Source organism: Shewanella inventionis, from assembly GCF_014641855.1.
Lineage (GTDB): Bacteria > Pseudomonadota > Gammaproteobacteria > Enterobacterales > Shewanellaceae > Shewanella > Shewanella inventionis.
The window spans coordinates 1-22,286 of sequence record NZ_BMII01000002.1; the positions used below are offsets into that span (position 1 = coordinate 1).

20 protein-coding genes are annotated in these 22,286 nt (G+C 43.2%); 12 read left to right on the forward strand and 8 right to left on the reverse strand.

Annotation, left to right across the window (positions count from 1 at the left end; all coding sequences use genetic code 11):
• Positions 1–450 precede the first annotated feature (450 nt).
• A complete protein-coding gene (locus IEW93_RS01195; protein WP_188736092.1) occupies positions 451–1,914 on the forward strand; it encodes an MBL fold metallo-hydrolase RNA specificity domain-containing protein in 1,464 nt (487 codons plus the stop codon).
• A 45-nt stretch (positions 1,915–1,959) separates the two neighbouring features.
• On the opposite strand, the gene IEW93_RS01200 is transcribed toward IEW93_RS01195, so the two are convergent.
• On the reverse strand, positions 1,960–2,295 hold the full coding sequence (locus IEW93_RS01200; protein WP_188736094.1) for a winged helix-turn-helix transcriptional regulator: 336 nt from the start codon (positions 2,293–2,295) through the stop codon (positions 1,960–1,962).
• A 105-nt stretch (positions 2,296–2,400) separates the two neighbouring features.
• On the opposite strand from IEW93_RS01200, the gene IEW93_RS01205 reads away from it, so the two are divergent.
• The 4 genes from IEW93_RS01205 (at position 2,401) to IEW93_RS01220 (ending at position 6,197) form a co-directional block, all read left to right on the forward strand.
• Positions 2,401–3,168: an SDR family NAD(P)-dependent oxidoreductase gene (locus IEW93_RS01205; RefSeq protein ID WP_188736096.1), complete on the forward strand. Its 768-nt coding sequence runs from the start codon at positions 2,401–2,403 to the stop codon at positions 3,166–3,168.
• Positions 3,169–3,358: 190 nt separating this feature from the next.
• Entirely contained in the window at positions 3,359–3,883 is a 525-nt protein-coding gene (locus tag IEW93_RS01210; protein ID WP_188736510.1) for a DUF3087 domain-containing protein, read from the forward strand.
• A gap of 32 nt (positions 3,884–3,915) precedes the next feature.
• Positions 3,916–4,929: an LLM class flavin-dependent oxidoreductase gene (locus IEW93_RS01215; RefSeq protein ID WP_188736512.1), complete on the forward strand. Its 1,014-nt coding sequence runs from the start codon at positions 3,916–3,918 to the stop codon at positions 4,927–4,929.
• Positions 4,930–5,018: 89 nt separating this feature from the next.
• On the forward strand, positions 5,019–6,197 hold the full coding sequence (locus IEW93_RS01220; RefSeq protein ID WP_188736098.1) for a tetratricopeptide repeat protein: 1,179 nt from the start codon (positions 5,019–5,021) through the stop codon (positions 6,195–6,197).
• A gap of 277 nt (positions 6,198–6,474) precedes the next feature.
• Here IEW93_RS01220 and ohr read toward each other — a convergent pair whose 3' ends face one another.
• The gene (gene ohr, locus IEW93_RS01225) at positions 6,475–6,897 is read right to left on the reverse strand and encodes an organic hydroperoxide reductase Ohr (protein WP_188736100.1); all 423 of its coding nucleotides are present in this window, start codon (positions 6,895–6,897) and stop codon (positions 6,475–6,477) included.
• Positions 6,898–7,219: 322 nt separating this feature from the next.
• Between ohr and IEW93_RS01230 the strand changes: the two genes are divergently transcribed.
• The gene (locus tag IEW93_RS01230) at positions 7,220–8,983 is read left to right on the forward strand and encodes an alkaline phosphatase D family protein (protein ID WP_188736102.1); all 1,764 of its coding nucleotides are present in this window, start codon (positions 7,220–7,222) and stop codon (positions 8,981–8,983) included.
• 76 nt (positions 8,984–9,059) lie between these two features.
• On the opposite strand, the gene IEW93_RS01235 is transcribed toward IEW93_RS01230, so the two are convergent.
• The 4 genes from IEW93_RS01235 to arfB all read right to left on the reverse strand — a co-directional run bounded on the left by IEW93_RS01235 (position 9,060) and on the right by arfB (position 11,518).
• A complete protein-coding gene (locus IEW93_RS01235; protein ID WP_188736104.1) occupies positions 9,060–10,067 on the reverse strand; it encodes a class I SAM-dependent rRNA methyltransferase in 1,008 nt (335 codons plus the stop codon).
• An 85-nt stretch (positions 10,068–10,152) separates the two neighbouring features.
• A complete protein-coding gene (locus IEW93_RS01240) occupies positions 10,153–10,545 on the reverse strand; it encodes a DUF3859 domain-containing protein (protein WP_188736106.1) in 393 nt (130 codons plus the stop codon).
• Positions 10,546–10,548: 3 nt separating this feature from the next.
• Positions 10,549–11,001 carry a type II 3-dehydroquinate dehydratase gene (gene aroQ / locus IEW93_RS01245; protein WP_188736108.1) on the reverse strand — a complete coding sequence of 151 codons (453 nt, stop codon included), beginning with the start codon at positions 10,999–11,001 and terminating at the stop codon, positions 10,549–10,551.
• 100 nt (positions 11,002–11,101) lie between these two features.
• A complete protein-coding gene (arfB, locus tag IEW93_RS01250) occupies positions 11,102–11,518 on the reverse strand; it encodes an alternative ribosome rescue aminoacyl-tRNA hydrolase ArfB (protein WP_188736111.1) in 417 nt (138 codons plus the stop codon).
• A 252-nt stretch (positions 11,519–11,770) separates the two neighbouring features.
• Here arfB and IEW93_RS01255 point away from each other — a divergent pair, with 252 nt between their 5' ends.
• Together IEW93_RS01255 and IEW93_RS01260 are read left to right on the forward strand one after the other, a co-directional pair.
• Positions 11,771–12,136: a SpoIIAA family protein gene (locus IEW93_RS01255; RefSeq protein ID WP_188736113.1), complete on the forward strand. Its 366-nt coding sequence runs from the start codon at positions 11,771–11,773 to the stop codon at positions 12,134–12,136.
• Positions 12,137–12,204: 68 nt separating this feature from the next.
• A complete protein-coding gene (locus tag IEW93_RS01260) occupies positions 12,205–12,381 on the forward strand; it encodes a DUF3012 domain-containing protein (RefSeq protein ID WP_160056019.1) in 177 nt (58 codons plus the stop codon).
• A gap of 111 nt (positions 12,382–12,492) precedes the next feature.
• On the opposite strand, the gene IEW93_RS01265 is transcribed toward IEW93_RS01260, so the two are convergent.
• A complete protein-coding gene (locus IEW93_RS01265) occupies positions 12,493–13,701 on the reverse strand; it encodes a potassium/proton antiporter (protein ID WP_188736115.1) in 1,209 nt (402 codons plus the stop codon).
• A 409-nt stretch (positions 13,702–14,110) separates the two neighbouring features.
• On the opposite strand from IEW93_RS01265, the gene IEW93_RS01270 reads away from it, so the two are divergent.
• The 4 genes from IEW93_RS01270 to IEW93_RS01285 all read left to right on the forward strand — a co-directional run bounded on the left by IEW93_RS01270 (position 14,111) and on the right by IEW93_RS01285 (position 21,430).
• Complete coding sequence (locus tag IEW93_RS01270; RefSeq protein ID WP_188736117.1) at positions 14,111–14,431, forward strand: hypothetical protein; 321 nt, start codon at positions 14,111–14,113, stop codon at positions 14,429–14,431.
• A 232-nt stretch (positions 14,432–14,663) separates the two neighbouring features.
• On the forward strand, positions 14,664–17,480 hold the full coding sequence (locus IEW93_RS01275) for a beta-helix domain-containing protein (protein WP_188736120.1): 2,817 nt from the start codon (positions 14,664–14,666) through the stop codon (positions 17,478–17,480).
• A gap of 84 nt (positions 17,481–17,564) precedes the next feature.
• Positions 17,565–20,249, forward strand: coding sequence for a TonB-dependent receptor domain-containing protein (locus IEW93_RS01280; RefSeq protein WP_188736122.1), 2,685 nt, complete (start codon positions 17,565–17,567; stop codon positions 20,247–20,249).
• A gap of 221 nt (positions 20,250–20,470) precedes the next feature.
• Complete coding sequence (locus tag IEW93_RS01285) at positions 20,471–21,430, forward strand: hypothetical protein (RefSeq protein ID WP_188736124.1); 960 nt, start codon at positions 20,471–20,473, stop codon at positions 21,428–21,430.
• A gap of 222 nt (positions 21,431–21,652) precedes the next feature.
• On the opposite strand, the gene IEW93_RS01290 is transcribed toward IEW93_RS01285, so the two are convergent.
• Positions 21,653–22,270, reverse strand: coding sequence for a protein tyrosine phosphatase family protein (locus tag IEW93_RS01290; RefSeq protein ID WP_188736126.1), 618 nt, complete (start codon positions 22,268–22,270; stop codon positions 21,653–21,655).
• Positions 22,271–22,286: the final 16 nt, after the last annotated feature.

The following is a 22,286-nucleotide window of genomic DNA, read 5'->3' on the forward strand; positions in this document are numbered from 1 at the left end:
GAAAAGATAGACTGGGCGGTCAGCTATATAACAATAAACGCAAAAAAGTCACAACAAAGAAAATCTAGAAAAGACATAACGTTAGATGGAGTTTTTGCAGGCCTTAATGCTTAAGGTCCAGTGTATGTGCACAGCTTAGTCCATTAATACATCTTTCCATTGAAGAAGCGGAGAGTAGCAAAACCTTTATCGACTCACAAAGTGAAATATGCTCAAAATGGCGATATTGATCATAAAAATTAATCATCAATGATTTAGTTAAAATAAGTGTTAACAATAGGTTATGCAGTGTGGGTGAATGTTAACAATTGGTGTTTTATGCATTAAAAATGATTTTTTATGTAGCATTTTTGGGTGAGGATTTTTAGTCGTTTATTTGATGTGGATCGCTATTTAATTCTGAAAATGTCATACGCTTAGTTTATGGCTCATTGCGATAAAGGTGATTTTATGCAAATGACTTTACAGTTTTTCGGAGCGACAGAAGAAGTGACGGGTTCCTGCCATTTGCTGACTATTGATGGCAAGCAGGTACTATTAGATTGTGGGTTAATTCAAGGCGGAAAAGCCGACGAGTTGCGCAATCATGATCCTTTCCCATTTGATCCTGCCCAGCTTCATGCCGTGGTTTTAAGCCATGCGCATATTGACCATTCAGGACGTTTACCCAGTCTCGTTAAGCAAGGGTTTTTAGGCCCCATTTACACCCAAAGAGCCACCGCGCAGTTATGTAATATCATGCTGCGTGATGCGGCAATGCTGCAAGAGCGCGACACTGAAAGAAAAAATAAAAAGCGTGTTAAAAATGATTTAGAAGCACTTGAACCACTCTTTACTGAAGAAGATGTCGAGCAGGTATTGGCTCAGTTTGTGGTGGTCGATTATGGCCAGCGTGTCCAAGTGGCAGACGCTCTTGAAGTACGCTTGTCGGATGCGGGGCATATTCTCGGTTCGGCGATAGTTGAGTTGTGGCTAGGGCAACAGCCAGAACAGAAAAAACTAGTTTTTAGTGGTGACTTAGGTCGTGCAGGCATGCCGATATTAAGTGATCCAACCTTTGTCGACAAAGCTGATTTAGTGCTAATGGAAAGTACCTACGGCAACCGTTTACACCGCAGCTGGCATGAAACACTAGTGGAGCTTAAATCGATATTTAAAGCGACCATTAACCAAAGTCGCGGCAATATTTTAATCCCCGCTTTTTCAGTGGGTCGTGCGCAAGAATTACTGTATTTGTTCCATTTATATGCCAAAGAATGGGACTTATCGCGTTGGCGTATTTGTTTAGACAGTCCAATGGCGATTAAAGCTACTGAGGTTTACGTTAACAATTACCCCATATTGGACGATGATTTTAAGCGTTTCACTCGGATGTCGCCCGGCAATCATCCATTACTATCGTGTGCTGAGTTTGTAAGCAGCACAGAAGAGTCGATAGCACTTAATGACATACACGAAGGATTAATTGTGATTGCGGGGAGCGGTATGTGTAATGGCGGCCGTATTCGTAACCATTTTGTGCATAATTTATGGCGTAAAGAAGCCAACATTATTATTTGTGGTTATCAGGCGTTAGGCACTCCGGGGCGCTTATTGGTGGATGGCGCAGAAGAGCTGACCATTCATGGCCAAAGTGTCAAAGTGGCTGCGCGTATTCACACCGTTGGCGGTTTGTCTGCCCATGCTGACCAAGCTGAGTTGTTGCGTTGGTATCATCACTTTGAAGATTCACCTGCCATTATATTGGTGCATGGTGAGCCTGAGGCGCAACAAGTATTAATGGAAGCGCTTAATCAAGATGAGGCAACCCAACCCAAAAGTAGTGCCATTGCTCAGTGGGGCGATTGCTTAGATTTAACCGCATTGCCAGAGTTTGTATGGCTTAATGCCGCCAGTGACACATCTGAAACTTAAAAGGTTAATTAACTTGAACTCAACTGATGATGCTTAGCCTACGGGTTAAGCATCAATTTCATTTTGCAGCTTTTCAATGTCGTCTAAAATCCGCATAAATTTTTGGCCAAACTCTGTCACCTCATACTCTACCCGAGGCGGAATTTCGGGATAATTTATCTTATTTAAAATCCCGAATTCGAGGTTCTTTTTTAAGCATTGATTGAGCACTTTAGTGCTGAGTCCATCAACCGATTTAACCATCTCACCGGGACGATTAATATTATTAGCGAGCAGCTGATACACGGTTAACGACCATTTGCAGCCGTAAATGGTTTCGACCATACGGGCTGACTTTTCGGGTGCAGACTTTCGTGAAAATAATTTTTCTTTTGTATTCATCAATATGTACCTAAAAGTACCTATGGAACTAAATTGTACTTACTATTCAATCAGATAGTTTATCAATAAGCTTATCACACTTACTCGTAACTTAGGTGTGAACAAATGACAACTTTAACCCAAAAAACGGCATTAATTATTGGTGGCAGCAGTGGTATTGGTTTTGAAACCGCTAAGCAATTAATTACTCAAGGTGTCGCTACCATTATTGTGGGTAACAATACTCAAAAGCTCGACGCAGCGGTTGCGCAGTTATCAGCATTGGGCGAGGCCAGTGGCGTTCAAGCAAACTTGTACAATGCGCAAGATCTGCAACGTGTGGTTGAAATGATTGATGCAATGGATTGTAGTATTGATTATTTAGTTAATGCAGCAGGTTATTTCAACCCTAAGCCATTTTTAGCGCATCTGTTGAGTGACTACGACATCTATATGGAGCTAAACAAAGCGATGTTTGTAATTTCGCAAGCGGTTGCCAGAAACATGATTAAGCATGGCGGTGGCAGCATTGTTAATATTGGTTCTATGTGGGCGAAGCAAGCCATTAAAGCAACTCCATCGAGTGCTTATTCTATGGCAAAAGCGGGGTTACATGCACTGACTCAGCATATGGCGATGGAATTAGCAGAGCATAATATCCGTGTTAATGCCGTGTCGCCAGCGGTAGTGCACACGCCTATTTATGAAGCCTTTATTGAGCCTAATGACGTTGAAAGCGCATTAGCAGGTTTTAATGGATTCCACCCTATCGGCCGCATTGGTACAACTGTTGATGTTGCCAATAGCGTAAAGTTTTTATTGTCTTCACATGCGGCCTGGGTGACGGGCGCAATTTGGGATGTTGATGGCGGCGTAATGGCAGGCCGTAATTAAGCTAAACCCTAAATTGGGTTACAAGTAGATTGATAAGCTCATTGTTGTAATTACGGTAAGCCCTTAAATGATTGATGATTTAAGGGCTTGTGCCTTTTTATTCTGATATAAAGCGATTTACTCTTTTGTTCTCCCATTAGGGCGCGTTAAGCTATGCATTAATTTGTTGTGTGTTTTGGCGAGTAGAGTGATGAAGTTAGTTAAAATAGATAAAAGCCAGTACCGTTCGGTTAACAATCAGGTGCAGATTGGCTTAGTGGTGATACTGGCCATTTTGTCGTTGGTGTTCGGTCAGTTAATGATTTATTTCTTTGGCGTTAAGCCATTACCTGGTGCCGAGTCTACTGGGAATTTTCATCTAAACTTTACTGGGGTTATTTTGGCGTTAATGGTGTGCAGCCTGCTGGTGCGTAACTTGCGTGAAAAGCCCAAGTTTTATGAAGTGTATTACGTGTGGCAACTTAAGCAGCTGCAAAACAAAATTTACCGTAAACTCAAAGCGGTGCAACAAGCGGCCAAAGACAATAACCGTGATGCTTTGGTGGTATTGAGTTTTTATTATCAAAGTTTGGCATTGGTTTACGAGTTAGACAACAACACCTTAACCATGTCAAACGTCAATAATGAACTGGATAAACTACAGCAAGCTATTGAAGCTGCAGGTTTTACAGTTGACACAGACGAATTCACTCCAGAGATGCTACAAGCTTTTTAAGTTGGTTTTTATTCCTCAAATAAGGAGCCATGATGTCAATATTGGCAGATATTCCTTTTTCGTTACTTGAACTTGCGCCAATGCGCGAAGACTCGACAGTGTCATCAACATTGCAGGGCAGTCTAGCTTATGCCCAGCATGCAGAAAGCTTGGGGTTTAATCGGTTTTGGCTTGCCGAACACCACAATATGCCGGGCATTATTTGCTCGGCCACTTCGATTTTAATCGGTTATATTGCGGGTGGCACAGAGCGCATTAGAGTGGGTGCGGGTGGCATTATGTTGCCTAATCATGCACCGCTTGTGGTGGCTGAGCAGTTTGGCACCTTAGCTAGCTTGTACCCAGGCCGAATTGATTTAGGCCTAGGCCGTGCGCCGGGCAGTGATCCGGTAACCAGCTTAGCGCTTAATCGTGATACCCAGCGGGCGGAGCATTTTCCGAATGAAGTCAGTGAGCTGCAATCATTGCTTGGCCCACGTGAAGCTCGCCAAATAGGGCAGACTAAAGCGGTAAGAGCTATTCCGGGCGAAAATACCAATGTGCCGATTTGGTTATTAGGCTCAAGTTTATTCAGTGCGCAACTCGCGGCTCAACGTGGTTTGCCGTATGTGTTTGCGGGCCATTTTGCACCACGGTTTTTATCTGAGGCTATTGCGTTATATCGCCGTGAGTTTGTCCCGTCAGCAGTGCTCGCCAAACCTTATGTGATGGTTGGGCTACCGTTAGTGGCAGCGCCTACCGATGCTGAAGCGCAATACCTTAGCACCACTTCAAAACAACGCATTTTAGCGCTTATTCGTGGTCAAGAAATGTGGTTAAAACCGCCTGTCGATAGTATGGATGGGTTGTGGAGTGAGCAAGAAAAAAGCTATGTCGATAGTTTTTTAAGCTTATCTATTTGCGGCGGCCCTGCGACCATTAAACATCGTTTAGCAGTGTTTGTTGAACAGCTTGGCGTAGATGAAGTGATGTTTACTAACGATTTATACAGCCATAAACATCGCCTGCGCGCACTCGATATTTTAATGAGCATTAAAGAATCGTAATCGTTATAGGGACTAAGATAGACAACCTTGCCATAGAGGGATATCTGTTGCATATTTAAGCAATGAATCAACTACATGGAATGTTGTTAATGCCCTTATCAAGTCATCTGCTATTGAGTTGGCGCAATATCATGTTGTGCCTTATGACCGTGTTATTAAGTGCTTGTTCACTGCATCCTGCCAATAACCAACAATCAACGACGTTGCCTTCGTTTAATTATTCACTAGTGTCAGCTGAGCAGGTTAATGATGTACCCGCCATTTCGAGCTTAACGCATTTAACCTTATCGCAGCGAGATGAGTTAGCGGCTTTTGTATTGAGGGACAGCATTAAAGCATTACCAAACCGATTAAAAGTAGCCGCATTTATCAATCATAAAATGATGAATTTTAATTACGAAGGGCAAAATTATACCAGTACAGAATCCTGGGAAAACCAGTCTGGTAATTGTATGGCATTGGCACTATTAACCTATTCGGTAGCAAAAGAGCTTAACGTGCATACGGTGTTTCAAGTAGTGCATGCCGCGCCAATATTGACCAATATTACGTCTGATATTTTAGTGACCTCGGATCATGTTCGTATATTTTTGTACGATGAAAAACCTGAAGGGCACTTTTTGAGTGGTAGCTTGGCGACGGTGATTGATTATTTCCCCGATCGCTTTGATAGAACGGGCGCAATCGTATCGGAAGAACAATTTTTAGCGATGTTTTATCGTAATTTAGCGGCAGATGCCATGCTTGAGAAACAATATCAACAAGCGTTTTTACTGCTCAATAAAGGGTTAACGCTGGCCCCAGATTACGAGGCATTAATCAATATGATGGCCATTGCTCACCGTCGTTTAGGCGATGAACACACGGCTGAAAAACTTTATCGCTACGCTTTAGCTAATAATACAAATTCGATTAGTGTTTTAAGCAATTATCGTTTGTTGTTGGAATTGCAAACTAGAACCGCGGAAGCACAGAAGATTAATCAACATTTGTTAGCAATAGAGTCGAGTAATCCATACAGCTATTACAGTTTGGGCATTGAAGCGCTCGAGTTTAAAGACTATAAAACTACCGTGATATTTTTAGAAAAATTTATCGACAGTGCACCGTATTTTCATCCTGCATACTATGCACTTGCCCGTGCTCACGTTGGTTTAGGGCAGCATAAAAAAGCACAAGATATTTTACAACAGGCGATAGCGTTAACTGACATGCCCGCCAGTAAGCGCAATTATTTAGCTAAGCTTAATATGCTTAAAGATAAATAACCTGAGATCGGGATAATAAACGCCTTTCAAACAGTCCTTTGCCCTGCTAACTGCGTTGAATCGACTTGCAATAGGCTAGCTATTGATGCGTCAATTCGCCTTGTTAGCAGAACAAATGACAAGCTTGAAAGTGAGAGTGGGTAACGTGTTGATTTTAAATAACATAAGATCTTCCCTTATCCCGAACTCAGGTTAAATAACCTAAACGATAAATAACAGCAAAAAACCAAGACTCGCGTCTTGGTTTTTTTGTTGGCTAATGTCGCAATCTTTTGGGTTAAATCGCTTGGCCATTTACAGTTAATTTTACATCAATGTTGCCACGTACTGCATTTGAATATGGGCAAACTTGGTGCGCGGTTTTAACCAGTTTTTCTGCTGATTGCTGGTCTAAATCAAGTTCAACCGCAAGGGCGACTGTAAGTGCAAATCCGCCATTATCGTTGGGGCCAATGCCTACCGTTGCTGTGGTGGGAGCTGCTTTGATGGCCACTTTACCTTGGCTTGCTACGTGCAATATTGCGTTTGAGAAACAGGCTGCATATCCTGCGGCAAATAATTGTTCAGGGTTAGTAAACTCGCCACTGCCGCCCATTTCTTTTGGGTAGCTTAATTGTAAGTCGACTTTTTTGTCGTCGGTAGAAACTTGACCATTACGGCCTGCTAATGCGGTTGCTGAAGTGGTGTATAACGTTGACATAGTAAACCTCGTGTAAAAGTAAAATATTCTAAGTTGCGCACAGTTTAAGTTGTGCGCAATCTAATTGTGTTCACTATAACTAAGCAAAAAATAAAATGCAACTATATTGCGCACAATTTAATTTAGTTAATTTGTTTCGCCTATAAAAAGGGGGGTTACATCAGCAGGCTTGGTTTGACAATTATTAAGGCTGCAGGCAAGTCGGGTTTGTCATGCTTTTGTCACTGTAATGTCACTCAACACTCTCACAATAACCGCTCATTAGACCTCTTAGGCCGTGCAAATCATGGCCATCCGTTAACGATAAAAATAAGGATATGATATGAAACGGTTTGTCACTCGTCGTGATTTTTTGGCTATGTCAGCTAAAGGTGTTGGTGCTGCTGTGGTGTCTTACGGACTAATGGGCTGCAATAGTGATGACGATGAGGTTATTTCTGGTCAGTTTTTACAAGGTATTGCCAGTGGCGACCCTGCAGCTGATGCCGTGATCTTATGGACGCGCGTTACGCCTGATATACAAGGCGATATAACGGTGTCATGGGAAGTCGCCACCGACAGTAACTTTACTGATTTGGTGACTAATGGACAAACCGTCACCAATGACAGTCGTGACTATACCGTTAAAGTTGATGCGGTGGGTTTAGCGCCAGGTCAGCAATATTTTTATCGTTTTAAAGCAGGTGAAAACGTATCTGAGATTGGTCAAACCCGCACGTTACCCCAGGGCAGTGTTGACTCAGTTAAGCTTGCGGTGATGTCGTGTGCTAATTTCCCAGCGGGTTATTTTAATGTGTACGAAATGGCTGCTCAGCGAGATGATTTAGATGCTGTGGTGCATTTAGGCGATTACCTTTATGAATATGCTCGTGGTGAATACGCCAGCGAAAATGCCGCTGCATTAGGCCGTGAAGTCTTGCCTGAAGGTGAGCTGTTTCTATTAGCCGATTATCGTACACGTTACAGCCAGTACCGCAGTGACAGTAGTTTACAAAAGCTGCATGCCAAAGTGCCTTTTATTACCGTGTGGGACGACCATGAAGTGGCTAACGACACCTGGAAAGACGGCGCTGAAAATCATAACGACGATGAAGGTGATTTTGATCAACGCAAAGCTGCTGCACTGCAAGCCTACTTTGAGTGGCTACCCATTAGGCCTTGGAGCGAAGGGAATAATGAAGAAATCTACAGAAGTTTTAATTACGGTAACTTGGTTGATTTGCACATGCTCGATACTCGTGTGCTGGCTCGCGATAAACAATTAGAGTACAGCGACTACATTGACGCAACAACGGGCAGCTTTGATAGTGATAATTTTTTAGCCGCAGTCACTGACACCAATCGTACTTTATTGGGGCAAACCCAATTGTTATGGCTACAGCAAACCTTGTTGCAGTCTACTGCTAAGTGGCAGGTACTGGGGCAGCAAGTGTTAATGGGTAAAATGTTATTGCCTGCTGCTATTGCGACTCAGCAAATGAGTATTCCACAATTTGCTGAGCTCGCGGGTATTGCGGTATTAGCTGCTCGTGCACAAGCAGGCGATACCACGTTAACCGCTGAACAACTGGCTTACCTGCAAGCTAACCAAGACAAGTTGACCCCAGAGGTGATGGTGTTACTACAATTGCCATCGATTCCATACAATCTTGATGCTTGGGATGGTTACGCCTATGAGCGCGAAGTAATATATGCCACAGCGAAATCGTTAAATCACAATTTAGTGGTTATTGCTGGAGACACTCATAATGCGTGGGCTAATGAGCTAACAGACACCAATGGCGATACCGTAGGCGTTGAATTTGCCACTAGCTCCGTGTCATCACCAGGGCTTGAATATTACTTAGGTTTGTCTGATGCTGAAATGCCAGCAACCGAAGCGGCAATTGTGGACTTAGTGAGCGATCTTAAATATGCCAACTTAAAAGACCGGGGTTATTTGTTGCTAAGCTTTACGGCAGATGAAGTACGCGGCGATTGGCAATACGTCGATACCATTTTAGACACAACCTTTGCCAGTTTAGATGCACGTAATTACAGCGCGACGAGCGCTGCGGGTAACCCACAAATCGTGGCAATGTCGTAAGCACTTTTGATTAACCAAAACTATTCAGCCACCTTTTGGGTGGCTGAATGATTATAAATGATCGATGAAGTGTCGATTAATCTATAGTAAGCACGACAATTTTTAGTGGATGATTATCATCAAATGCAGGAAAGTCTTGATGGCATTCTAACCACTGTGTTGCCGTGACTTTACGGCCTTGTTTTTCAACGCAGCGTACTAGGCTGTCATACCATGTTTGGCGATCCACTTTAGCGACATTGTTACAACACACAATTTTACCGCCTGCTTTAGTGGTTAACACAGCAGGTTTAAATAAACCTTGGTAATCATTGACTAAATCGACAATACCAAAAGCACTTTTGGCAAAACGTGGTGGGTCTAAAAACACTAAATCAAATTGCATGGCCCGCAGTTTTGGGTATTTAGGCAGTTTTTGATTACGACGTCCGCCAACCGTTAACCCCGCTAATTGACGCAGCGCCGGAAACGCATCACTTTGCACAAACTCACATACATCGGTAACCTTATTTAACTCGGCATTTTTTTGCCCGGCGGCTAATGCAAATGATGAAAAGTCGACATTCATTACATTACGCGCACCGCCCATAGCAGCGGCAATACCAATACCGCAAGTGTACGAAAACAGGTTGAGTACCGTTTTATCTTTGCTGTTATCGCATACATATTCACGACCAATGCGCATGTCTAAAAATAGCAGAGGGTCCTGGCCTTCGTGGCGTAGCTTAGAGGTAAAGTTTATGCCGTTTTCGCGGATAACTTGTTCCGTTTGAGCATAATCCTGGGCTTCATTGCCGCTGGTGTTAGCGACACGTGAGTGACTGCCTGAGCGATCATTGTAAACAATATGAAAGTCAGCATGAGCGGTCAGCACACTTGATATAGCTTCAAGCTGTTGTTCTGTTAAAGTTTGATGAAAGGTTTGGATTAACCACGCATCGCCGTAACGGTCAATATTAAGGCCATTTTCGCCTTCTACAGTGCCATGAAATACCCGATAACAATCGGTATTATGTTGCTTTGCGTGCTCAAAAAAAGCAGCGCGTTTCGCTAACGCATCAGTTAAAACAGCTTGAATAGACATGGACACTCGATAATGGCGGGGCAATTTGCGCGCAGTATAGCAAACAATCACCTGAAATGTGGCGGCGTGATTATCGATAGAGCTTTTATTCGGGCAGATATATCTTAAAGGTTTTATCGGCAACAATTTTGCCATTGAGCTCAAGTGTCATTCGCCAGTTACCAAGCTTATTACTCACAGGTGCCCAAATGCAATCGCCTAAGTAAAAGCGCCAATCGTTTTCTTTAATGAAAACCTCTCCATCAAATGGTGGTCTCACATGACCATTGTCGTCTGGAATATCTGGATGATATATGCAGTAGGTTAATACTTGGTTTTTGGCTTTTTTGATCCGAGCAATAAAACCAAACTCAGTATCAATAACGGCGGGGACGTGAACAGTCGCCTCTAAAAAACGTGGCAAGTCATCACTCTGGCTGTCCCACTGGCTGAATATGCCGCTATAAATAATGCTGATATCGGCCTTTAGCTTACTCAAACTTTATCCTTTGTTGTGCTCTTTTAGGTATTTTATCGCCGCTTGCAGGGCAAAATCATAGCCTTGTGCGCCTAGGCCGCAAATAACCCCTTGGGCTTTGTCAGAAAAATACGAATGATGTCTAAAAGGCTCGCGCGCATGCACATTTGATAAATGCACTTCAATAAACGGAATCGCAACGCCGAGTATTGCGTCACGCAAGGCTACGCTGGTGTGGGTAAATGCAGCAGGATTGATAATAATAAACTGGGCATCAGTAGCATGTATGGCATCAATAAGTTGGTATTCAGCGTTTGACTGAATGTGCGCTAACTCAACGCCAAGCTGATTAGCACTTTCGGTTAAATCGCTCACAATTGTGGCTAAGGTTTGGTGGCCATAGTGCCCCGGCTCGCGACGGCCAAGCAAATTTAGATTTGGGCCGTTAATCACTAAAATTTTGGCAGTGCTGCTCATGGTGCTTCCTGTGGTGTGGGCAATAAAACGTGTGAGTCCATTCTTACTGAAGATGTGCGCGTGGTAAACCTAAAAATGTTCATCTAACGGCTAAAATGCATTAATAGCCGGTTTTATTTTGGCGCATTGCTTTAGTGGCACCGCGTTGTTTTTTCGCTTCAATACGGCGAGTTTGACTACCTTTGGTGGCTTTGGTTGCAATACGGGCTTTTTGTACAATGCCGACGCTTTTTACCAATTCAATAAATTGCTCTAACGCGGTTTGACGATTAAAGTCCTGGCTTCTTGATTGCTGACACTTAATGATGATTTTTCCGCTTTTGGTAATGCGGTGATCGGCCTTTGCTAATAGCTTTTGTTGATAAAATTCAGGCAAAGACGATGTGGCAATATCAAAGCTAAGCTGGGCCGCTGTTGATACTTTATTAACGTTTTGACCGCCAGCGCCGCTTGAGCGAACAAACTGCCATTCAATTTCGTTATCTTGCAATATGACTCGTTGAGTTATTTGTATCATTCGGTTGAGGTTGTCCCCTTTAATTTATTCAATATCAACTCATTATACCGTAATTGGACATAGATTTCAGCGGCGGGCATTTGTCAGCTTGGGCGCTGCTTCACATGAACATTAACTCAACGACGGATTAATCGTGGAGTGATTACATCAATTGCAGACTTTTGCTATTATGAGCGCCATTATTGCTTTACACGATAGCATCACCGTATAAAGCCTGTTCTATAGCCTTTAAATAAGGCTGGAGTTAGCATTATGTTGTGTCAAATCCCCGATATTTCCAAGGGTGTTATTAGTTTATTTGTTAGTGGCCGTTTATCTGCGCCTGATTACCGTACTCGTTTGCAGCCAGCTATTCGTGCCTATCGTAAAGATTGGGGACAAGTGTGTTTGTATATTGAGGCAGATGTATTGCTCGAAGGATGGGACTTTGGTTCATTAACCGGCAGTGGTGAAGTACAGTTACCAGAATTTGATGCACTAGTGTTTGTTGGCGGCCCTGATTGGGTGGGCAATGCAGTACGTTTAATGGGGCCGTTTATGCAAGGTGAGGTAGCATGGTTTCCGTTATCGCAAAAACAAGATGCTATTGCGTGGATTGCTAAACGTTCAAAGTGTTAGTTTATGGTTTGCTGATACCGTAAAGGGTCAACAAACTCCGAAATTTAATAGAAAAGGATAGCTTATTTATGTCTTTATCAAAATTAGTTGCTGCGTCAAGCGCATTATTATTAACCCTTAGCTTAACGGCTTGTGCTCCTGAAGTGGGCAGCGATGCTTGGTGTAAGCAAATGAAAGAAAAAGAAAGCGGTGATTGGACAGCAAACGAAGCCGCTGATTACGCTAAACATTGCGTATTTAAATAAGCGTTAGTGCGCAACCCGTTGATAAAAGCCTTAATCATTTGATTGAGGCTTTTTTGTATTTGGTGCATATCGATCAAGCTAAAAATCTGATCAATTAAGGTTGTTGACGTTTTAGATATCAGGCTTTTTGGGCTGTAAATTTAGTTTGAGTTTGTTGGCCAATGGCTCGATGGCTGAACCTTGCACAATGACCGAAATCAGCACAATGAAAAACACCATGTGGATCATTTCACGTGACCCTTCAACCCCCGCAGCGGCAGGGATTAGTGAAAAAACAATCGGCGTTGCTCCCTTTAAACCAATCATTGACACAAATAATCGTTTGCGCCAATTGGCTTTTTTAAAGGGCAAATAACAAAGTTGAACGGCTAACGGTCTTGCGACCACAATTAGTAATATTGCTGGCAATAATGAGACAGTAAAGACAGGTATTAATTGCTGTGGGAAGATTTGCAAACCCAAAATAATAAACATTAATGACTGTGCTAGCCACGATATGCCATTAAAAAAGTGCTTGCTCACCTCTGCACCTTTTTTTAAGTAGTTACCAATGATGACGCCTGCAATGTATACCGCAATTAATTCGTTGCCGCCTAAAATTTCAGTGCTGGATACTGTTATGGCAAATGTTGCCAAAATAAATACAGGAATAAGTCCAAATTCTGGTAGTTTGATATTATTTAGCGCCCAAACGGCTAATTTACCCATAATAAGGCCAATAAGTGTTCCTACACCAATTTGCTGCCCTAGGCTTGAGGCTATAGATAATGCCGTAGGTGCACCCTCTGCACTGCTCACGATATAGTCGGTTAACATAATGACCATTAATAATGCTATGGGGTCGTTTGTGGCCGATTCAAACTCTAAAATGGTGCCTGTGCCCTGTTTTAATTTTAATTTTTTAGACTCCAAAATTGAAAACACCGCAGCGGCATCGGTTGATGACACCACGGCAGCAAATAACATGCAGGTAATGAGGCTGACATCGAGTAAAGCACTCAAGATAAAACCAAAAATGATGGTTGTAAAAATAACCCCAAACGTCGATAACATGCCGCCTTCCTTCCAGGCAAAGCGAATGTTTTTCATGGGGGTGTTAAGGCCACCAACAAACACTATGGTGTTTAAAGCAAGGGTTCCGATTAGCGATGTTAATTGTAGATCATCGTAAACAAATCCAAACTCACCATTGCCAAAAGCTAAACCTACACCCATAAAAATCAGTAATGATGGCAAGCCTAATGTTTTAGAAGGGTGGTGGAGTAAAATGCCGATAGCGATAAGGATCGATATTCCTAAAATAATAATATCTAGCGGCATATTGGCACTCCTTGGCGAGTAAGATTGTATTTTATAGCCAGTTTAGCATTAAAGTTACCTTAAACTTGTTTTATGAGCATTTATTAATATTTATTTATCGATTGTTAGCGAGTTTCCCATCAGTTTGTTGACTGAGCTAATAGCTGTTCATAATGTTTATGCTAACGGCGTTTTTACTAACGGTGTAAATGTGTAATCTTTATGCACGTATTAACCCTTGTAGAATTAATTAGCAATAGCTTACTTCTTTTGCTGCTCGCCCGTGTATTAATGCGTTACACCGTTTTTAATTAACTTTTTTATTACATTTGTTCGGTGTTAATATGGCTTAAATTTATTTGATTGCAGACTCGACATGGCCATATTAATTAGTGTTTGGGGTGTTAGCATTGTTTGTTTTGGGCTGTTTATGTTACTAAAACCAGTGCCCTTTGCTGATGCTATTATGCAGTTTAGTCGAAAGCGTTATTTTCATTATTTTGAGATAATCTCACGCCTTGCTATTGGCGCTGCTTTATTATTAGATGCCCATAACACGGCTTATCCATTGGTGTTTGAACTTATTGGTAACTTACTGTTTATTGTTGCTATTGTGTTGGTTTTTATGACAGAAAAACACCATAAAAGATTTGCAGTTAGCGCCGCTAAACACGGTGTAAGCTGGTTTAAGCCCGCAGGAGTGGTTGCCATAACCTTTGGCTTTTGGACTGTATTTGTCAGTGTGATTTAACCCTGCTTAGTGTGTCATATACCCAACCAATGTTATTAATTTTTCTTTTTTGTTAAAAATTTATTTTACTCAAGCTTCCTGCTAACCCGCATCACCATTGGATTTGCATATTTCTGCAATGTTAGTGAAATGTTATTGTCATTTTGCCGCAGTCTTTTTGTCATTTTAAACCATTAGCTTGTCATCCAGCCGATTTACTCACAAACGCTTACATCCGTCTTCGGAGATGACAATGGAACTGAAAAACCTTTTTAAATTGACTGCTCTTTCAACAGCACTTGCTGCCACGTTAGGTCTTGCTGGTTGCGGTGGTGATATCAATATCAACACAGGTAATGAAACCACAACCCCAACGACACCAACAACTCCAACTACACCAACTCAAAGCGCACAAGAATTATCATACAGTGGCTTTGCAACTAAAAGTTCAACAACAGTAGATGGCAAAGAAGTTTGGGTGTTAACGGGCACATTGGCACCTTCTACTGCGGCATCAACCATTACAACCGGTGGCCAAGATGGCGACTTAATCGTATTAGGTGATGATGTTGTATGGCAATTAGATGGTCCTGTTATTGCGGGTGGTGATAACGAAAACTCGATTGAATTATCGATTTTGCCAGGCACCAAAATTTTAGGTAGCAGCGATTCATACCTAGTGATTAACCGTGGTTCTAAAATCATGGCAGAAGGCACCGCAGCAGAACCTATCGTGTTTACGTCAGTAGAAGCGGGTTTAGGTGAAGAGGGTGAAGCTGGCCAATGGGGCGGTTTAGTGTTGTTAGGTAATGCACCTGTTAACAGTTGCCCAGATTTAACTAACTGTGACGCGTCGTTTGAAGTCGGAAATTACAGTTACGGCGGTGATGACACTGAAGACAGCTCTGGTTCTATTAAGTATGTGCGCGTTGAGTTTGGTGGTTTTAAAATCAACGACACTCAAGAAATGAACGGTATCAGCTTTGCGGGTGTGGGTGCAGGCACCGAAGTTGACCATATACAAGTTCATTTAAACAATGATGACGGCGTTGAATTTTGGGGCGGTAACGTTTCAATTTCAAATGTGGTATTGACTGAAAACTTTGATGACTCGTTAGATTGGACTAACGGTTGGCAAGGTAGTGCGCAACACGTTTATATTCGTCAGGCTGATAACGGTTCAAACCGTGGTATTGAAGCCGACAGCAATAGCGATGCATCAGCGTCTCCGATGTCACAACCTGCACTGGCTAATTTTACAATCCAGGTAGCTAATGGCACTAACAGCGGCGGTGACGATGCTGAAGGCATTTTATTCCGTAAGGGTACTGGCGCGCACGCTTATAACATGTTGGTTAAAGGCGATGTTGACTCGGGCGAATGTTTAGAAGTGAACGACGATGCCACCGTTAATAATGCAAACACTGCAGAGTTAACTATGCAAAACAGCTTGATTGACTGCGTAGAGCCATTTAAAGATGCCAAAGTAGACGCTACAGCGGGTACAACGTTAGCGCTAGATGTTGAAGCATGGTTTACCGGTCAAGATGGCAACCTAGTGGGCGCATCTGATCTTAACGATTACATGCCAAACTCTTCATCAGTTGCATTAACTGGCGGTAAAGCAGATTTAAGCAACCTTGATGCTCGTTTAGATGATGCTGAATACATTGGCGCATTTGACGGTACAAATGACTGGACTACCGGTTGGACTACAGCCATTCATGACGATGTAGATACTACACCAGCTGAATTACCTGTAATGACGTCTTGTCCGGTTGGCACAACTCAATCAGATGCAGTAGCAGGATTATATAAAGACTCATCAGTCACACTAATTTGTACCCTTGAAGGCAACGTGCTTAGCAATACCACATTGCTTGCCGGTCAAAACGTGATGTACAAAATTGATGGCGGCGCGGTACTTGTTGGTGCAGATAAAACCACATCGGCAACCTTAGCGATTCAAGCTGGTGTTAAGTTGTTTGCTACCTCAAACAGCTACATTGTCGTTAGCCGTGGTTCTAAAATTATGGCTCAAGGCAGTGCTGATTACCCAATTATCATGACTTCAGAAGAAGATGTGATTGCAGGTGCTGAGGGTGAGCGCGGTCAATGGGGTGGTTTGGTTATTTTAGGTAATGGCTTAACAAACACATGCCCAGATAAAGATGCGTGTGATGCATCGTTTGAGGTAGGTGACTTCCCATACGGTGGTAATGACAACGCTGATAACAGTGGTCAAATTAGCTATGTAGTTGTTAAGTATGCAGGCTTTAAAGTTAATGACACACAAGAAATGAACGGTATCTCGTTTGCAGCAGTGGGTAGCGGTACACAAGTTGACCACATCCAGGTGCATGCTAACGGCGACGATGGCGTAGAGTTCTGGGGTGGCGCGGTTAACATGAAGTATGTTTACCTAACTGAAAACTTTGATGACTCATTAGACTGGACTAACGGTTGGACAGGTAAAGCGCAGTTTGTGTACATCACGCATGAAGATGGCAACGCAAACCGTGGTATCGAAGCTGACAGTAACAGCTCAGGTGCAGCGGCAACGCCAGTGTCTGCGCCAAAGCTTGCTAACTTCACTATTTTACCTGGCACAGACACTGCAAACGCGAGTGGCGACAACGGCGAAGGTATCTTGTTACGTGTTGGTACTGCAGGTGAGCTTTATAACGTGCTAGTACAAGGCCGTAAAGGTAGCACAGCTGAAACTGAATCTGGTGAGTGTTTAGAGCTAGACGGTTCAGTATCAAGCCTGGTTGACAACGTGAATGCGGGTACCTTGGTAATGACTCACTCAATCATTGATTGTAACGAGCCATTCAAAACATCAGGTACTACCGACATTAACACTGAAACCTGGTTTATGGGTCAGGAAGGTAACTCTACATCAGTTGTGAGCATTACCGACGGTATGCCAGCAGCAACCGATACAACGCTTCTTGGAACAGGTAAAGACTTAAGTACTGATGACAGCTTCTTCGAATCAACCAACTATATTGGTGCATTCGATGGCCAGACTGACTGGCGTCAAGGTTGGGCTTTTGACCCACAATAATCACCTTGATTAAGTAATCAGTGACCTATTAATAGCCGCTCGCAAGGGCGGCTATCTCTGAACCGCATACAGGATAGTATAAGTATGAAAACCAAGCCGAGTTTTACCGTTAATAAGTTAAGCCTTGCCATTATCTCTGTGATTTCTGCGGCGACATTATTAACAGCTACCCCCGTATACTCGCAAGAACCTGAACCAGCACGCGATCCTGGTGAAGTGATTCCGATTGAGCCAATTGAGGTTATTTCAGTGACCGGGCGCTTACGCAGCTCAGCATCAGAAGCCACTGAAGAACGTCGTGAGCAAATTGCTGTAGCCGATATTATGGGCTCAGAACAAATTTCAAGAACCGGTGACGGTGACGCAGCCGCAGCGCTTCGTCGTGTGACAGGTTTAACCTTAAAAGATGGTAAATTTATTTATGTACGTGGCCTAGGTGAGCGCTATTCAAGCACTTCATTAAACGGAGCCACTGTGCCATCGCCAGATCCAACCCGTAACGTTGTGCCTTTAGATATGTTTCCTGCATCGATTATTGAATCATTGTCGGTGCAAAAATCAGCGTCAGCCAATGCGCCAGCCGCGTTTGGTGGTGGACATGTGGATATTCGTACTAAATCCATCCCATCTGATTTCTTTTTTAAAGCCTCTGTAGGCGGGCGCTACAACACTAATGACTCAGATGACAGCTACACCTATAACGGTGGTGGCGATGACTGGACAGGCCAAGATGATGGCACCCGCTCTATGCCGACCAACATTAATGACACCATTGGTCAGTATGGTGGTATAAGCCCAATTGATATCGTAAGTGGTTCTAATGGCAATGTTAATTATCAATCTGCTCAAGCAATTAACCGCGAATTAGCCCTTGGTTTATATCGCGATATGACAGTGCAAAGCCAAAGCACAGACCCTGCAATGCGTGGTGATATTGCCATTGGTGACCGTTGGGACATAAGCGACGACATTATTTTTGGTGCATTGTCTGCGGTGTCGTATAAAAAACAAGCCGAAAACTACTCCAAGCGTGAAGTTGAATTAGACGGTGACAGCAGCCAGGTTCAAATAGAAAACCAAAAAGACGTTGTGGGTACCGACTCTATTGTTCAAGTGTCTGGCATGATTAACCTTGGCTTAGAGATTGGCTACAACCATAAAATCGAAACCTTCACTACATACTTGCAAGACACCTCAGACGATGTGTCACTCGGTATTGAAGAAACCATTGATACGCTAGACGAACCCAATGCGCTGCAAGTTTATAACATCGACTATGAAGAGCGCACATTAATCAGTAATCAGATTAAAGGGCATCATTTTATTGAGTTTTTAAACGACTCAGAAGTGAACTGGAAGTTTTCGGATGCACGCTCAGAGCGCTACGCGCCTAATGAATTGTCGTACACTTATAACGTGGTGTTAGACGATAACAACGAGCTGTTATCGCGTAACCTTAATACCCAAGATGCGCCTAAATATGTATACAGCCGCCTACAAGACGACAGCCAAAATTACGGTTGGGATTTTACGTATCCCGTTAATTTTGACAGCGCCGTGCTTAAGCTAAGTACAGGTTACGAATACTTTGAACGCACTCGAGAAAGCTATGCGAGTCGTTTAGGCTTGGACGTTAACTTAAGCCCGACAGACCCTAACGGCAGTATTTTAGCCGGTGATTTTGATGATATTTTCTCAGACAGCAACATCACTAACGACGTATTAGATTTAGAGCTTAAAGACGCCTCGACCGACACCGAAGATTACATCGCCGCAGAAAAAAATGATGCGGTATTTGTGAGCATGGACATCGACTTTGATGATGTTTGGCGCGTTTATGCCGGTGTGCGTTATGAAGATTTTCGCCGCGTCACACTCCCCATTGACCCTGATGGCGAGATTTCAGATGAAGGCGGCCGTTACGACTTAGCAGATTATGTGATTGCCGAAGACGGTTGGTTCCCATCGTTATCATTAACTTGGAAACAAACCGACACTACACAATGGCGTTTAGGCGCGAGTAAAACCATAGTGCGTCCAGACTTACGTGAAGTGTCGCCAGTGCGTTTCCAAGACCCTGTGACTGGCTTTGATTTCTTTGGTAATCCAGAGCTAAAAAGTTCAGACATTCTTAACCTTGATTTACGTTGGGAATACTACTCAGACAGTGGTAATAACTTCAGTGTTGGTGCGTTTTACAAAGATGTGGACGCGCCGATTGAGCCGATTCAACGTATTTCAGAAGCCGGACGTCAGCTTAAGTTTTATAACGCGCAGTCTGGTTACATTTTTGGCGTTGAAACCGAGTTTTTACAAGAACTTGAGTTTTTAGGCAGTGATGGCAGCATTTGGGAAGACTTTTTTGTAGCCGGCAACTTAACCGTTGGCGACTCAGAAATTGATATTGAGCCTAACGGCGAAATCGACCCAACTAACCAATCGCGCCGTATGACAGGGCACTCGCAATGGGTAGCAAACTTGCAGTTAAGTTACGACTCGCCAGACAGCTACCATAGTGCCACATTAGTGTATAACGTATTTGGTGAGCGCATTGCTTACGGTGGACGTGGTGGCCTAGACGATGTGTATGAAAAGCCATTTCATAGCCTGGACTTTACCTATACTTTCTTCCCTACTTTGAGCACCTCGATCAAGTTGAAAGCGAAGAATCTTTTAGGTGAAACCACCGAGTACGAACAGCAAAACTACCAAGTGTATGCCAAAGATCCTGGCACAGAATACACCTTACAGTTTAGCTATGAGTACTAAATGCATGAATAAGTAAGGTTAAAACGAGTACTGGTTTTTAGTGGTTTTTACTCATCATTTCAATCACTGAAAACGTGCACGGCCACTTTCTTCGGAACAAAGAAAGTGGCCTTTTTTGTTTATTCTAATGCCATACAATTAACGATTGCTCGATACGTTTTAATACATATTTGTTAGAATACCGCTACTTTTGTCAGTCGCAGCCTGAGTCAGTCATTATTATGTTTAACCGCCTTACTGTATTTTTATATTTAATCCTAGCCTTATCAACCAGTGCCTGCGCGATGCCAACGGGCATGAGCCAAGCAGGCAACATTACTGCGCCGTCTATTGACGAAGCCAGCGGCCTAGCGGTATCGCGGATTAATGACAATATATTGTGGGTGCACAACGACAGCGGCGACAGCGCAAGAATTTTTGCTATCGATACTCAGGGGCAGCAGTTAGCCACAGTCAATATTCGTGGTGTAAACAATACCGATTGGGAAGACATTGCCTCGTTTGTTTACCAAGGCGAGTCGTACCTATTGATTGCCGATGTGGGTGATAACCAGGCGAGGCGATCGCAATATCAGTTACATTTGATCAAAGAGCCCGATTTAAGCTTGCTTAAAGGCCAAAAAAACCTATCGGCCCAACCGGTTTGGAGTATGACTTTTACTTACCCAGATGAGGCTCGAGATTGTGAGTCAGTCGCAGTCGATGTCATCAAGGGTAAAATACTGTTACTGACCAAACGTGACACGCCGCCCGTGTTATACGAGCTGCCGTTAATCGCTCCAGCGCAGCAAAGTGGATCAAATAATTCATCTACTCAAATAATTAAGCAGCAAGCCAAACGGTTAGGCGAGATAGCGCCATTGCCGACAGCCGTGCTCGACTATGTCAGCATTTATACCTGGGCAGGATTTGCCGGAACCCCCACCGCAATGGATATCTCGGCAGATGGTTTATCAGCGGTGATATTAACCTATACCCACGCGTTTTATTTTACTCAAACCACACAAGGTGACTGGTTAAGCTTGTTTTCAACCACACCACAACAGATTGCACTGCCCGCACTAAAACAAGCCGAAGCTGTTGGGTTTAGCCAGGATGGCCAGAGTATTTATATTACCTCAGAGAAAATCCCAGCGCCTTTGTATAAAATGGACTTAAATGGGCCTAGTACGCTGCAGTAGATAACGGTATTTGCACAGACCCTAGATACAGTTACAGGCAGGGAATAACTTTAAGCCGCTATTATTGAGTGCTGAAACTTGGTTTTTTAAGCATTGCAGTGAGATATTTGGCGCCAATCTGTCATCCTCGAATGTTGTTATCTGGGATCCGGCTATTTTTAAGAGCTATAGACGACAGATAAGCTAATGTTAACGAAAATTTAGGCTAAAACGGTCGCCTTATTAATCCTCTGACGATTGAGTTAGCGATTGCTGAGTTGCTTCTTCAATAAGCTTTTGCCATTGCGGGTACTCTGCAAAGCTTTGTTGCAAGTCGCCCCAGGGCGTCAGTGCCTCGGCCATTGACGGCGCGGTATTTTGGCTGGTCTGATACAAATAATAAAAGGCAGAGGCGCGGTAATTGGCTGCACAATGCACTAGTACTGGTACATCGCCATATTGCTGCATTAGGCTGTAAAACTGCGCTAGGTTCTCTTGGGTTGGGTTTTGCCAGTCCACACTGATATTGTGATAGTTCATACCCAGTTGCGTAACAATCTGCTGCTCATTGGCTAATACATTTGGGTTGTCGTTAGGAATGAGGTTTATCACAGTTTTGATACCTGCTTGAGCAAGTTGTGCAAATTGCGGCTCTGTGGGTAAACCCGAGGTCATCACTTGTGGGTTATTAAATTTAACCGCTTTTATATCACCCAGTTTGCTGGTGTCGATATTTGCCGTACTCTCTGCACCTAACTCCTCCGCACCCAAAACCTCCGCACTGAACACTTCCACGCTGAAAAATAAACTGCATATGAATATGCTGGTGGACAGTAGGTTAAAACCTTGAGATGTGTTCATGTGGCTTCCTTTACTA

Coding starts and splice junctions, on each gene's coding strand:
- IEW93_RS01255 (WP_188736113.1), top strand. CDS start 11,771: ATGTTGTGTCAAATCCCCGATATTTCCAAGGGTGTTATTAGTTTATTT.
- IEW93_RS01260 (WP_160056019.1), top strand. CDS start 12,205: ATGTCTTTATCAAAATTAGTTGCTGCGTCAAGCGCATTATTATTAACC.
- IEW93_RS01275 (WP_188736120.1), top strand. CDS start 14,664: ATGGAACTGAAAAACCTTTTTAAATTGACTGCTCTTTCAACAGCACTT.
- IEW93_RS01270 (WP_188736117.1), top strand. CDS start 14,111: ATGTTACTAAAACCAGTGCCCTTTGCTGATGCTATTATGCAGTTTAGT.
- arfB (WP_188736111.1), bottom strand. CDS start 11,518: ATGATACAAATAACTCAACGAGTCATATTGCAAGATAACGAAATTGAA.
- IEW93_RS01230 (WP_188736102.1), top strand. CDS start 7,220: ATGAAACGGTTTGTCACTCGTCGTGATTTTTTGGCTATGTCAGCTAAA.
- ohr (WP_188736100.1), bottom strand. CDS start 6,897: ATGTCAACGTTATACACCACTTCAGCAACCGCATTAGCAGGCCGTAAT.
- IEW93_RS01290 (WP_188736126.1), bottom strand. CDS start 22,270: ATGAACACATCTCAAGGTTTTAACCTACTGTCCACCAGCATATTCATA.
- IEW93_RS01200 (WP_188736094.1), bottom strand. CDS start 2,295: ATGAATACAAAAGAAAAATTATTTTCACGAAAGTCTGCACCCGAAAAG.
- IEW93_RS01280 (WP_188736122.1), top strand. CDS start 17,565: ATGAAAACCAAGCCGAGTTTTACCGTTAATAAGTTAAGCCTTGCCATT.
- IEW93_RS01195 (WP_188736092.1), top strand. CDS start 451: ATGCAAATGACTTTACAGTTTTTCGGAGCGACAGAAGAAGTGACGGGT.
- IEW93_RS01210 (WP_188736510.1), top strand. CDS start 3,359: ATGAAGTTAGTTAAAATAGATAAAAGCCAGTACCGTTCGGTTAACAAT.
- IEW93_RS01215 (WP_188736512.1), top strand. CDS start 3,916: ATGTCAATATTGGCAGATATTCCTTTTTCGTTACTTGAACTTGCGCCA.
- aroQ (WP_188736108.1), bottom strand. CDS start 11,001: ATGAGCAGCACTGCCAAAATTTTAGTGATTAACGGCCCAAATCTAAAT.
- IEW93_RS01205 (WP_188736096.1), top strand. CDS start 2,401: ATGACAACTTTAACCCAAAAAACGGCATTAATTATTGGTGGCAGCAGT.
- IEW93_RS01235 (WP_188736104.1), bottom strand. CDS start 10,067: ATGTCTATTCAAGCTGTTTTAACTGATGCGTTAGCGAAACGCGCTGCT.
- IEW93_RS01285 (WP_188736124.1), top strand. CDS start 20,471: ATGTTTAACCGCCTTACTGTATTTTTATATTTAATCCTAGCCTTATCA.
- IEW93_RS01265 (WP_188736115.1), bottom strand. CDS start 13,701: ATGCCGCTAGATATTATTATTTTAGGAATATCGATCCTTATCGCTATC.
- IEW93_RS01220 (WP_188736098.1), top strand. CDS start 5,019: ATGCCCTTATCAAGTCATCTGCTATTGAGTTGGCGCAATATCATGTTG.